The organism is Pseudogemmobacter sp. TB195 (genome assembly GCF_058313095.1).
In genome coordinates this window covers 137288-150296 of sequence record NZ_JBZEGG010000013.1, presented here as the reverse complement: position 1 = coordinate 150296, position 13009 = coordinate 137288, and the positions used below count along the sequence as shown (strand labels likewise).

10 protein-coding genes, 1 tRNA gene and 1 pseudogene are annotated in these 13009 nt (G+C 63.6%); 11 read left to right on the top strand and 1 reads right to left on the bottom strand.

The window, feature by feature from the left end; all coding sequences use genetic code 11:
- Nucleotides 1-40 precede the first annotated feature (40 nt).
- On the top strand, nucleotides 41-1699 hold the full coding sequence (locus tag AC4FS3_RS14840) for an alpha/beta hydrolase (protein ID WP_491021210.1): 1659 nt from the start codon (nucleotides 41-43) through the stop codon (nucleotides 1697-1699).
- 99 nt (nucleotides 1700-1798) lie between these two features.
- On the opposite strand, the gene AC4FS3_RS14835 is transcribed toward AC4FS3_RS14840, so the two are convergent.
- The gene (locus AC4FS3_RS14835) at nucleotides 1799-3226 is read right to left on the bottom strand and encodes a DUF4394 domain-containing protein (RefSeq protein ID WP_491021209.1); all 1428 of its coding nucleotides are present in this window, start codon (nucleotides 3224-3226) and stop codon (nucleotides 1799-1801) included.
- A gap of 493 nt (nucleotides 3227-3719) precedes the next feature.
- Between AC4FS3_RS14835 and AC4FS3_RS14830 the strand changes: the two genes are divergently transcribed.
- From AC4FS3_RS14830 to AC4FS3_RS14785, 10 genes and pseudogenes are all read left to right on the top strand, one after another.
- Complete coding sequence (locus AC4FS3_RS14830) at nucleotides 3720-5723, top strand: TonB-dependent receptor domain-containing protein (protein ID WP_491021208.1); 2004 nt, start codon at nucleotides 3720-3722, stop codon at nucleotides 5721-5723.
- A 91-nt stretch (nucleotides 5724-5814) separates the two neighbouring features.
- On the top strand, nucleotides 5815-6441 hold the full coding sequence (locus AC4FS3_RS14825; protein WP_491021207.1) for an EF-hand domain-containing protein: 627 nt from the start codon (nucleotides 5815-5817) through the stop codon (nucleotides 6439-6441).
- A gap of 102 nt (nucleotides 6442-6543) precedes the next feature.
- The gene (locus AC4FS3_RS14820) at nucleotides 6544-7089 is read left to right on the top strand and encodes a DUF2271 domain-containing protein (protein ID WP_491021206.1); all 546 of its coding nucleotides are present in this window, start codon (nucleotides 6544-6546) and stop codon (nucleotides 7087-7089) included.
- 8 nt (nucleotides 7090-7097) lie between these two features.
- Nucleotides 7098-7739: a PepSY-associated TM helix domain-containing protein gene (locus tag AC4FS3_RS14815; protein WP_491021205.1), complete on the top strand. Its 642-nt coding sequence runs from the start codon at nucleotides 7098-7100 to the stop codon at nucleotides 7737-7739.
- 12 nt (nucleotides 7740-7751) lie between these two features.
- On the top strand, nucleotides 7752-8789 hold the full coding sequence (locus tag AC4FS3_RS14810; RefSeq protein WP_491021204.1) for an FAD:protein FMN transferase: 1038 nt from the start codon (nucleotides 7752-7754) through the stop codon (nucleotides 8787-8789).
- A complete protein-coding gene (locus AC4FS3_RS14805) occupies nucleotides 8773-10116 on the top strand; it encodes a sulfite reductase subunit alpha (protein ID WP_491021203.1) in 1344 nt (447 codons plus the stop codon). Before AC4FS3_RS14810 ends, AC4FS3_RS14805 begins: the two co-directional genes overlap by 17 nt.
- A gap of 945 nt (nucleotides 10117-11061) precedes the next feature.
- Nucleotides 11062-11137, top strand: a tRNA-Lys gene (locus AC4FS3_RS14800).
- Nucleotides 11138-11740: 603 nt separating this feature from the next.
- Nucleotides 11741-12098, top strand: a pseudogene (locus AC4FS3_RS14795) (transposase); the annotation flags it as partial.
- 314 nt (nucleotides 12099-12412) lie between these two features.
- Entirely contained in the window at nucleotides 12413-12622 is a 210-nt protein-coding gene (locus tag AC4FS3_RS14790) for a cold-shock protein (protein ID WP_283178485.1), read from the top strand.
- Nucleotides 12623-12743: 121 nt separating this feature from the next.
- The gene (locus AC4FS3_RS14785; protein ID WP_283178484.1) at nucleotides 12744-12959 is read left to right on the top strand and encodes a hypothetical protein; all 216 of its coding nucleotides are present in this window, start codon (nucleotides 12744-12746) and stop codon (nucleotides 12957-12959) included.
- The last annotated feature ends 50 nt before the right edge of the window (nucleotides 12960-13009 follow it).

The window sequence follows — 13009 nt, the reverse complement described above, 5'->3', positions numbered from 1 at the left end:
GGGCGGCGAAACTGCCCATCACTTCAGGACGGAGCCCGGAATGTTGCGTTGGCGCAGAGTTAAAGATGCCTCACTTTTTGGCCGGCCCTCGGCGGCGGGTCTGGCATTGGGGGCGCTTTTCTTCGCGGTCTCTCTATCGCCTTCGCTGATTCCGCGCGCCGCTCTGGTGCAGGGCGCGCTTGGCGGCATCTGTTTCGCGATTGGCTATCTGGCTGGCTATACGCTGATGGTTCTGCGCCATTGGGTAACCGAATCCGGTCCCGCCGCGCCCAGGGTGCTGCAGATCAAGATGGCGCTTGGGCTGTTGATCGCGGCGGTGGCGATCCTCTGGGCGCTGTGGAATGTCACGGGCTGGCAAAATGATATCCATGCCGCGATGGGGATCCCGCCGGTCGAGACTGCGCGCCCGTTCACGATTCTCGCGGTCGCGGCCTTTGTCGCGCTGGTGCTGGTGTTTCTGGGCCGGCTGTTCCGCCGGCTCTGGCGCGTGATTGCGACACAGCTTGAAGCGTTTATCCCGCGCCGACTGGCGAAGCTGACCGGGATCACGCTGGCGCTGCTGCTTTTCTGGGCGATCGGCAATGATGTGATGCTGGGCCGCGTGTTGCAGGCGCTGGACGAGACCTATGCAGCCCTTGACCGGCTGATCCCGCCGGAAAAGGCGGCGCCGGCAGATGCGTTGAAATCGGGTTCTGCCGCCTCGCTTGTCGGATGGGACGGGCTGGGCGCTGCCGGACGTGACTGGGTCCTTGCAGAGCCCGATGCGGCGGCGATCACGGCGGTCACCGGGGCGCCTGCCCTGGAGCCGCTGCGTATCTATGTCGGGCTGAATTCGGCCCCTGACGCCGATCAGCGGGGGCGGCTGGCGCTGGAAGAGGCGCTGCGCGTCGGCGCCTTTGACCGCCGCGTGCTGGTGATCGCAACGCCGACCGGCACCGGCTGGATGGACCCGGCGGGGATGCAGCCGCTGGATTATCTCACCGGCGGCGATCTGGCGGTGGTGGCAGTGCAATATTCCTATCTGCCCAGCTGGATGTCATTGATTTTGCAACCGGAATATGGCGCAGAAAGCGCAGTCGCAGTGTTTCGCGAAATCTATGGCCACTGGCGCAACCTGCCGGAGGCGAGCCGGCCCGAGCTCTATCTGTTCGGCCTCTCGCTGGGCGCGCGCAATGGCGAATTGCCGATCTCCTGGCAGGATCTTTTGTCAGACCCGCCGCAGGGTGCGCTCTGGGCCGGACCGCCCTTTGCCATGCGCGGCTGGCAGCAGCTTCTGGCCAGCCGTGTGCCGGACAGCCCGGCCTGGGCCCCGCGTTACCGCGACGGTTCGGCCATCAGGGTGATGACGCAGGAGCCTCAGACCCATATATACGCCCCCTGGGGGGTTATGCGGATGATCTACCTGGAATATCCCTCTGACCCGATTGTGTTTTTCTCGACCGGGACTTTGTGGCGCGCGCCGGCCTGGCTCAGGGGATCGCGTGGCCCCGATGTCAGCCCGAGCCTCAGATGGTGGCCGGTGGTGACCTTTCTTCAGCTTGGGTTTGACATGATGACCGCGACAACCACGCCGCCGGGCCATGGCCATGTCTATGCCGCGAAACACTATCTCAGGGCCTGGGCCGAGGTTCTGGGCGGCGACTATGACCCGGAGATGATGGCGCGGCTCGAAGCGATTTTCGCCGGGCAGGGTATCTGACGGCACAGTTCACACCGCATCCGATGCTCATGAAAAAAAACCGCAGCCGGGTCGCCGGCTGCGGTTTTCAGATGGATTGCCGTCACAGAGGTGCGGTGATCAGTTCGCCTTATGGATCAGGGTGATATGGTCGGCGGTCGCATCCTCGGCGCCAAGTGATTTGTTGGCGGCAAAGATATTGCCTTTCCCGTCACGCGCCACATGGTTCGGATAGCTGCCGCCGTCGAGATTGGCGACGACCTCGCCCTCGGGCGACACCACCGTCACTGTGCCAGCCCCACGGTTCGACACGAAAGCGAGTTTCTGCACCGGGTCAAACGCCACATTCAGCGCGCCGGCGCCCGTGGTGACATCATGCTTCACCTCTCCCGAGGCCAGATCGACGATCAGCAGGTTGTCGCTGTCTTGCGAGGCGACATAAATCGTGCCGGTCGCCGGGTCGAAATCGACGCCGGAGGCATTTTTCGCGCCCGGCAGCGGCAGAACCCGGGTCACGGTATTCGTGGTCAGGTCGATCTCCGCGAGCTCGTTCGATTTGCGGCTGACCGCGAAAAGGCGGTTGCCGTCCGGATCGAGCGCGATGCTCATCAGTGAGAATTCCCCGCCGCGAATGCCAGAGGTGATCTCAATAACCGCAACCTTTTCGAGGGTCTCGGTGTCGAACACATGCACGCCATTGGTTGCCGAGGCCGAGACATAGGCGCGGCCGCGCTTTGCATCCACTTTGACGTCGCGGGCATGATAGACCTCGCCCGGCGGGAATTGTTTGATCAGCGCCAGATCGTCCTGGGCATAGACCGCGACCGAATTGTCAAAGGTGTTGGTGCCCCAGATCGTGCCTTTTTCGTCATCGACCGCCAGGCCGAACAGCGCCACCGGCTGCGGGCCATTATCGGGCTGACCTTCCGCCGGCGCGCGGCGCTGGTCTTCGGGCAGGGGCGGCGGCGTGACTTCGGCGACCACGTCCAGCGTTTCCGGGTTCAGCTTCAGCAGTGCAGCAGCCGGCGGCCGGAAATTCGCGGCGGCCACAAAGAGCGCATTCGATTTCGCGCTATAGACCGACTGATAGAGGCCGGGGGCAGATTTCACGCGGGTCACGCTGAACCCGTCCGCGCCCGAAAGCGGCACATCCTTTGACACTTTCACATCGAAAAGCGAGGTCGAGGAGGGCTGATCCATGATGGCAATCACCGGATGCAGGCCGGTTGCGGCATCTGCGGGCAGGGTGAAGGTAAAGCTGACGGCGCCCTTGTCATCGGCGGTCAGGGCATCGCTGCTCAGGACCGTAGCGCCGCGTTGCAGCACGAGCGTCTGACCCGGTTTCAGGCCCGAGCCTTCTATGGTGACGCTGCTGCCGGGAAGGACGGGCTTGCCGGGTTCAGCGGGGACGACCCGGAACCGACCTTCGAATTCCACCGGGGCGGGGAAGCTGTTTTCGGCGAAAACCGCGCCGGGCAGCGTGAGGGCCGCAAGCGTAAGCCCGAAGACAGATTTACGATAACCGTTTGTCAGGAAAGGGAAACCCATCACATGACTCCTGTTCAGATTGACCGAGAGGGACCGGCTGGAACCTGGCAGGTGCGGCGCATGGCGCGACGGCGGGGGACCGGAATACCATGCGCGAAAGACCGCGAGCCGAGGGGGGATGTCAAGCTGCAATGACTGTGCGGCCGGTCATCCGCCGCGCTGGGGTGGCATTGCGGCTGGCCGCCCCTGTCGCTGCCTGGCCCCGCCCGGCATACGGCCCGGCCCGGCGCCAGGCACATGCCAAGGCCCGCCTGAGGCCGTTTACAGCAGCGGCGAGAGGGGCAGAGTTACCCGGATGTCACATCGGTGCAACGCGACGTTCCGGCAGCTCGATTGCAAATCTTGACAGTTACACCAGGATTAAGCAGTTATGCGCCGTGCCCATGATCAGCCTGCAGACTCAGTGTGCAAGGCATCAGGACAGAAACAGGCACATCCGCCAGCATCAGACCGCCAGCGCTCTCCCAAAATTCTGACCCGAAGCGAGGCGGTAATGACTGGACGCAATTCATTGCGCGCGGCTCTCTTGAGCAGTTGCGCGCTTCTTATCCCTGTGGCGGCACTCGCCCAGACGACAGCGGAGCCCGAGGCTCTCGGCACCATCATCCTGGACACCAAACGTGACGTGGCCACCCATACCGGCGTTGCGGTGACCACCATCGATCAGGAAGAGATGGATGACCGCCAGGCCTCGACCATCGCGGAGCTGATCTCCTCGGTGCCGGGGGTCACGCTGATCAACGGCGCGACGCCGCTTGGCGGCGGCATCAATATTCGCGGCTTTGGCGCCGGCAATACATATGGCACCAACCAGAAGGTGATGATCACGATTGACGGGGCGACTCAGGGTTCGGAAGAGCTATACCGGATCGGCACGCAGCTTTTCACCGATCCGGAGCTGTTTAAAAGCGTTTCGGTGATGCGCGGCACCATCGGCAGCTTTGAATATGGCTCGGGTGTCGTTGGCGGCATTGTGCAGCTGGAAACCAAGGATGCCTCGGATTTCACCGGCGGCGAGATCGGCTACAAGGTCCGCCAGGGGCTGAGTTTCAACACGAATGGCGATGGCATCACCTCATCGACCATCCTGGCATGGCAGCCTTCGGAAAACGCTGAATTCGTGGCCAATTATGTCTGGCGCCGCCTGGGCGAACAGGTCGATGGCAAGGGTGCCGACCTCGGTGCCGAAGGCTTCAAAACACCGTCATGGGGTCTTAAGGGCAAGTTCACCTTCGGCCAGGAACGCGACCAGTTTGTCAGCATCTCGCTGGCAAATACCACCATGGCCGAGCGCGACGTGCCCTATGACGCGATCGGGGGCAATCCATTTGGCAATGTCGACCGCGATGTTGAAAGCCGCAACGCGGTACTGACCTATGGGTGGAATCCTCTCGACAATGACCTGGTCGACCTGCGGGTGATCCTGTCCTATGCCGATCAGCAGATCGACAGCACCTCGGTGCCCTATGTCCCCACGGATGGGCTCAGGAATGCCGATCACCGCTATGAGACGACCAAGCTCACGGTGAAAAACACCGCGCGCTTTACCTTCGGCAGCATCGAAAACGAACTGCGCGCCGGTGTCGAATTCATCCGGAAAGAGCGCAAGACCGCCAGTTCGGCTCCGGGTGGCACCGATGACCGCACAGCCTTCTTCCTGATCAACAAATTCGATTTCGGCAACGGCCTGACCATCACGCCCGCGATGCGGTATGAGACCCAGGATATCACCTATAAAGATTATCCGCAGACCCGGATCCCGGTCACTAACTTTGACAATGACGCGCTGATGGGCGGCGTTGATATGCGCTATGAATTCGCCAATGGCGCGGCGGTGTTCGGCAGCCTGGCCTATACCGAGGGTCTGCCGATCCTTGATGACTTCGAGAATCAGAACCAGCCCTGGGCCGGCGGTACGCGCGCCAATTACATGACCACCAACGAGCAGTCGCGCACCATTGAACTTGGGGCGTCCTGGCGTACCGCCGACCTCTTCTCGGCGGGGGATGCCTTCAGCATCAAAGGGAATATCTACGACACCAATGTCTGGAACGCGACGTCAGAGCCCAGCACGGCCTGGATCGCGGGCACCGGGTTCGAGCTTGAGGCCGCCTATAGCATGGAAAGCGGCTATTACGGTGAACTCAGCACCAGCATCGTGAATTTCGAGTCGAAGACCATCCAGCTTGTGGATCGCCCGAACTATGCGCAGACACCGCCGAATTCGCTGCGTGTCGTCGCCGGGAAGCGCTGGGACCGCGAACTCGATCTGAGCTGGGAAATGGTCGCCTATGACCGTTACGACGAATCGGTGATCCGTCCGGGCTTTGCCGTTCACAACCTGCGCGCAACCTACCGTCCGCAGGACGGCGTGCTTGAAGGCACCGAAATCCGCTTCGGCGTCGAGAACCTCTTCGACCGCGATTACATGCAGGCGCTGGCCACCCGCAACGGACCGGGCCGCAACTTCAAGGTAGGTATCATCAAGACCTTCTGATCCATCCGGGCCGGCCGTCATTTGATGGCCGGCCCGCTCATTCCCGGCCGGGACCCCGGCCAGACCACAGCCAGAGGAACGGAGTCCCCCCATGGCCGACCGCAGCAAAACCACCCTGAGCCTCAGCCCCGTCCTGGGGCTCGCGCTGATCGCAGCCCTGTCCGGCGCCGCTTTCGCCCAGAGCGAAGAGGCCAAACCGGCCCAGGCCGACGCCACCGTCGGTTCTGCGACCGACAATCCGGGCGACGCCTCGCCGAAGCCGGGCATTGCCGGCGGCCACAGCCAGGCGGCCTTTATCGCCTCTTACGACAAGAATGGCGACGGCAAGGTCTCGCTTGACGAGCTGATCGAGGTGCGGACCGAGCGGTTCCGGGGGGCCGATAAGGATGGCGATGGCAGGCTCAATGAGGCGGAATATGTCGCTGAGTTCGAGGGCCGCCTGCGCCAGCAATATGCCGATCAGGGCCGCGATCCGAGCGGTGAGCGTTTTGAGGCCAGCCTGAAACAGGCCGCTGTGCGGTTCGCGCTGCTCGACCGCGACCGGGATGGCTTCCTGTCGCTGGAAGAAGACCTCGAATCCGCCCGCAAGACATTTGCCCGCAATGACACCGATGGCGATGGCTTCGTCTCGGCCGCCGATCCGGCGCCCGTCCGCGAGGATGACGGCAATGATCAGGCCGCTAAGAAAGACGAGAAAAAGGACGGCGCTGCCAACTGATCGCAGCTCCGTCCCTGGCCTCGCGGCGGGTGAAGGCTTCCCGCCCGCCGCGAGGCACTTATGCCGCTTTTGCCCCCCGGGTGCTGACGATGACTGGTGCTGATGATGACAGATGACAATGCCCGCCCGATGCCGGCCGCGCGCCTGGCCGTTGCCGCGACGCTGGCGCTGGTGAGCGGCCCGGCTCTGGCCGCCGGGCTGGAATTCGAGGTGACGCTGCCGCAGCCCGAGGCCAGCCCCGCATACCGCCCCTATCTCGCGGCCTGGATCGAAGAGCCGGGCTCGAAAGAGATCCATGGCACCGTGGCGGTGTGGTATGACACAAGGCTGCGCGACAATCTCGGGCGCGGCTTCCTGCGCGATCTGCGCAGCTGGTGGCGGGCCGAGGGCGAAAAGCTTGATCTTCCGGCCGATGGGCTGAGCGGGCCGACCCGTGGCCCAGGCACCCATAAAGTTGCCGTTGCCCCTGAAAATGCGGCGCTCGCCGGGCTGAGCGCTGGCGACTATGTGCTCGCCGTCGAGGTCTCGCGCGAGGATGGCGGGCGGGAAACTTTGCGCGCGCCCTTCAGCTGGGGCGGCGCCGAAAACAGTGCCGAGGTGACCGGCGAACGTGAGATCACCCGGTTTAAAGTGACCGCGACCCCCTGAGGAGAGAGATGCTCATGCAGGCAGGCAATCTGCTGGCGACAGCTTCGGGGCGCAGCTTCTGGCTGCGCCAGTTCCGTTTGTGGCACTGGGTTTCCGCTGCGTTCAGCCTTGCGGGCATGTTCCTGTTCGCGGTCACCGGCTTCACGCTTAACAATGCCGGCCTCTTCGCCACGCGCCCCGAGACGGTCGAGCAGCACGCGAGCCTTCCGCCTGACCTTCTGGCCGCGATCAGTACAATGCCGGAAGAGGGCGAGACCCCGGTGCCTGCTTCTGTCGCCGCATGGGCGGCCGGTGAGTTTCGCGTGACGCTTGATCATCGCCCGACCGAGACCAATGCCGGTGAGGTCTATATCGCCTTGCCGCGTCCCGGAGGCGATGCCTGGATGGCCATTGACCGTGCCAGCGGGGATGTCACCTACCGGCTGACCGATGGTGGCTGGCTGGCCTGGCTCAATGATCTGCACAAGGGCCGCAATGCCGGGCCGGTCTGGTCCTGGTTTATCGACCTGCTGGCGCTGGCCTGCATCATCTTCACCCTCACCGGCTTTGCGCTAATGTGGATGCATGCGAAATCGCGCCCGGCCACCTGGCCGCTCGGCTGGGCAAGCTTTGCCCTGCCGCTGATCATCGCGCTTTTGTTCATCCATTAGGGCCGGTCCGCGATGCAAACCCTGTCGCGCAACCGCGTTATCCTGCCGCCTCTGGTGGCCCGGGGGCCGGTTCTCCCGCCGCCGCCCGGCTGGGTCGAGACCCGTCTTGCGGGCGAGACCATGGGCACAAACTGGTCGCTGATCGCCTGGGCGCCGCCCGGCGCGGGCCCCGGGCTGCAGCATCTGGTCGAGACGGCATGCGCGCGGGTGATTGCGCTCTTCAGCCCCTGGACCCCGGAAAGCGAGGTCTCGCGCCTCCATCGCAACCGGGCAGGGGCGGCGGAGCTGTCTGAAGACTTTCTGGCACTGCTCGCGCCGCTTTTGCAGCTGGCGGCTGAGACCGGAGGTGCTTCGGATCCGACGCTGGGCGCGCTGGTCGATCTCTGGGGCTTTGGCCCGCCGGGGCCGCGTTCTGCCCATACTCCGCTGCCACAGCCGGCTGAGATCGCGCAGGCGCGCGAACTCAGCGGCCATGCGCGGCTGCGGCTGGAGGGCACCCGGCTTCATTTCCCACCCGGACTACGCTTCGATTTCAGCGGCAGTGCCAAGGGCCATGCCGTCGATCTGGTCAGCACGCGCCTGGCGGAGGCCGGGATAGGCTCGCATCTGATTGAAATTGGCGGGGAATTCTACGGTCGTGGCCTCAGGCCCGATATGCGGCCCTGGTGGGTCGCAATCGAGCCTCCGCCGGGGGGGCTGCAAAACAGCCAGCGCCCGCCGCTGATCGCGCTGAACGGCTGGGGGCTGGCAAGCTCAGGCGATTACCGGCGTGGCTTTCAGCATGGCGGGCGCCGCTATGCCCATACGATCGACCCTGCAACCGGCTGGCCGGTGGAAAATGACCTCGCTTCGGTCTCGGTGCTGGCGCCAACGGTGATGCAGGCCGATGCCCTGGCGACTGCGCTTCTGGTGCTGGGGGCTGCGCGGGGCATGGCATTTGCGCGCATCGCCGGGATTGCCACTGTGATGATCCGGCGCGGGCCGGAAGGTGCAGTGACCGAGGTTTCCCCCGCCTTGCAGGAGATGCTCGACGATGATCCTCAGCGCTGATCCGCTGCACTGGACGATGGCGGCGCTGACCGGTGCCGCCTGGTCCGGGCTCACAGTCCGGACCCTGATCCGCGCGCGGCGGGCGGGGCAGGCGGCATCGGCGTCGGCAGTCCGTCCGGGTGGCCTTCTGATCGGTTATGCCAGCCAGAGCGGCAGTTCCGAGGCGCTGGCGCGGTCCGCTGCAGCGCGATCTCCGGGCGCGCGCCTTTTGTCGCTGGACCAGATCGGGGTGGCGGATCTCGCCAGCACGGCGCAGGCGCAATTCTACATCAGCACCACCGGCGATGGCGACGCGCCCGACAATGCCACGGGTTTCCTTGCGCGTGTGATGACCCTGCACCCGGAGCTTGGCAGGCTCAGCTATGCGATGCTGGCACTGGGCGACCGGAACTATCCGCGCTTTTGCGGTTTTGCGCATCGGCTGGACCAATGGCTGCGGGCCTGCGGCGCCACGCCCCGTTTCCCGCTGACCGAGGTCGACCGCGACCAGCCGACCGCGCTTGCCACCTGGCGCGCCCGGATGGGGGAGCCCACGCGCACCGGAGCGCCGGCCCCGGGCACCGCACCCGACTCCACGCGCTGGCGTCTGGCGGCGCGGCACCATCTGAACCCCGGCAGCCCAGGCGGCCCGCTCTGGCATCTGGTGCTGGACCCCGAAGGCCCCCTGCCGGACTGGCAGGCCGGAGATATCGCCGAAATCAGCATCCCCACCCAAGACGGTCCGGTCAGACGCGACTATTCGCTGGCCTCGCTGCCGGCCTCCGGGCGCGCTGAACTGGTTTTGCGCGAGGTGATTACCCGCGAGGGCCGTCCCGGTCTCGGTTCGCACTGGCTCTGCCGGCAGCTGGGCGAGGGCGGTGCCATTGACCTGTCGATCCGCGCCAATCCCGGTTTTCATGCCGCGGATGACGCGATGCCGATGCTGCTTATTGGCAATGGCTCGGGTCTGGCGGGCCTGCTGGCGCATCTGCGCCACCGCGCGGCCCTGAAGGAAAGCGGCCCTGTCTGGCTGATCCATGGCGAGCGCAGCCCGGACCATGACGCTGTTTTCACAGAGGAACTGTCCGGTCTTGTGGCGGGTGGCGGGCTTGCGCGTCTTGACCGCAGCTTCTCGCGCGGGGGGGAAGGGCCGCGCTATGTGCAGCATATCCTGCGCGCGGCGGCGTCAGACGTAAGGGCGCATGTCGCGGCAGGGGGCGGTATCTGGATCTGCGGCCGGCGTGAGGGGATGGCCACAGATGTGCAGCAGGCGCTGGAAGAGGTGCTGGGCAAGGACGAGACCGCGCGCCTGATGACAGAGCGCCGTCTGCGCCGGGATATCTATTGACGCCCCGACCTCCCGCCACATCGCGGTGACAGCCAGGCGCTGCTTCCCTCGCCGCCGGATAGCCCATGTAGCGGCGGTCTGGCGCAGCCGCCTTACGACGGCCCCGCTCTCCCGCTGCCTGCCCCTGTGCGGGCCTTCCCTGCGCCTCTCAGGCGCAGCGCTGACGCGAGGCCCGGGCCCTCTCCTCCCAATCACCACAGGAATCACCCTTAAGCCGGGCAGTGGCAGCGCCCCGACGGGTGGCCGTTAACCCAGGGGGCTGACGCTGGCGGCTTCGTCTGCCCGAAAACCTGTGGTCTGATCAGGTCCGTGGCTCTGACGTCTCCGAGTGCGAGCACGGCTCCTTCACGGCGATTGCTTTGGCACTGTTCCGGCCTGTCAGGGATAACCTGCTTCCGCAGGATCCGCTGGCAGAGGTATGCCGCCAAAGCTCCCGACAGCCAGGCGCAAGCCGATCAATCGGCTCAGTGATTTTTGTTCGGAAACGAGACTTACAAATTGTTCCCTGTAATCCCCCCCGACCGACAGGCCCGGGCCGCCGCAAGCTTTATGCCGCGTGACCGCATGCTGCGCTGCCCGCACGAGAATCGCGCTTTCGTTCACCTGGGTTTGATCGACAGGGGCAGGTCGCCCGGGCGCGGGAAAGCGTCACCCCTTGCCGTGCGTCGCATCAGGGGCCGGCGCAGTCTGACTGATCCCGCTTCTGCGATTATGCGCGAAACTGAATGCTGCAATCTCACATGCGGCAGAGCCGGCGCCCGTGAACCATTGATCGGGACCCGATTGGCGGGTTCCCGGCCGCAATGCCCGGCCGCGTGCAGAGCATCACTGGCTGAGATGGCGGCAAATTTCAGGAAAATCGCCTCCCGGAGAAATTTGTTTGAGAAATTTCAGCCGTGGCTATTGACCCTCCCGGCGACCTTCCTTAAACGCCACATCCACAGTGGGCCCGTAGCTCAGTTGGTAGAGCAACTGACTTTTAATCAGTGGGTCACAGGTTCGAATCCTGTCGGGCTCACCACTGAATTCAAAGGCTTAGGTGGAAACACCTAAGCCTTTTTCAGTTCTGACTTTCACCTTGGGGAACGCCGGGGGAACAGCCTCAGGCTGCTGTTGCGGCGGCCCGGCTTCTGGACGGCAGTGGCTCAGCTTCTGGACAAAAAAAGTCTGATTGTAAGGATCTGACATCGAAGCCCGTTTACTGCCGAACCGACAGTCACAGGCCAGCCGGTACCCCGCCGGCCCATAGCGCAGCCCTGCCGAGACACGACGGGAGCAGCCACCGGCAGGCGGTTATGGCAGTGTCGCGGTATCGGGACAGGTATCTCCGAACCAGGAGCCTCCGTACGCATGGAGCGCGTTAAACATGGGGCGCGTTAAACTGTGCAAAGTCGATAGCATCGGCTTCGGCATAGGAGCGGCCCGAGATGGTGGGGTCTTCGAGGGTACCACCGTTCGATGATGCCGGAAGGCCCAGTGGGGCTCGGCGAGCCGGCCCAGGACCTGAAGCCCTGTCATAAACCAAGTCCCACTATATTCGCCAGGACGGGCTTTCCGGACCGGATCCATGCCTGCAGAGCCCTGGTGCTGATCCTCAGCGCGTTCACGTCGAAACGAGGGTGGGCAGGTCGGCACCGTGACCGGCGATGGCGCCTGTGATACCTGCCGCTGCCGTAGTGTAATCCTGGAGCGCGGCGGCACGGTGGTCATACCCATGCGCAGGAGCAGGCGGTGATGGCGGGAGGACTGCACCGCCGCCAGGCCCGCTACGGGATGTTCAGCGCCATGCAGCGTCCTGGCCGGGCCCCGTTGGAACGGATATCATGCCCGAAGTCGGGTCAAAGCGAAGATAAGGTGCCTCAAGGTATTCGGTGAGCGCATCACGCGACCCGGCCCCCCAGACAGCCGAAGTCCAGACCCAGATCGCGCTCAGGAATCGTTTCAATGCACGCGGCACAGCCGAGATCGAACGCGTGGCCTGAACTCAAACGGAAGGGGGAAGACCGATCACGCCTCTTCTTTTGCAACAAGGCCGGGGCGAAATAGTAGTGTATAATTCCGGGTTGAATCAGTTGCTCATCAGAATCTGATCCGCGAGTTTTTTCGCCCGGGTCGACTTAACTTGACATTCCAGCCAATCGCCAGTATTGGTTGCACCATCGATTATTTACAGTTGAATCTTGGTTGCTGCGTCAGAAATGCGACGCACCAGGCTCGCATCCCCTATAAAGCATCGTTCAAAAATACCTGCTTCGCATTCGCGTGGCAGATCTGTAACGCTTATGAGGGGGTTATCATGGCCACTGGCACGGTAAAATGGTTCAATTCGACCAAGGGGTTCGGTTTCATCCAGCCAGATAACGGCGGCGATGATGCTTTCGTTCACATTTCCGCAATCGAACGGTCTGGCCTTCGCGAGCTCGTGGAAGGGCAGAAAGTCGGCTACGATCTGGAGCGCGACAGCAAATCCGGCAAAATGTCGGCCTGCAACCTGCAATCAGCTTAATTTTTCGGGTTTTCGCTGTATCCGGTATCAGCCGGATTTGCGAGAACCCTATCCGTGAAGGTCGGGCATCATGTCCGGCCTTTTTGATTTCGGGCTGTCGAATTAATCAGAAAGATCAGTCATGACCGAAGCAATCAGTAAGCCCAGACAACAGGCCGAAGCGGCGTTTGCGCAAGTTCAGACCCAGTTTCTCGCGCGGCAACGGGCTTTTGATGATCTTGACAGCATTACCGCGGACCGCGACGAGAAAACACGTCGCCTCCGGGCGGCAAGGCTTGAAAAAGCGCAAAGTGATGCGCTCGTTGCCAGATCTGAAGCGAAATCAAAACGCGCCTGATTTTTTTTAATCTGCGCGGCGACCTGCAAACCACCTTCATAAAAATGAGA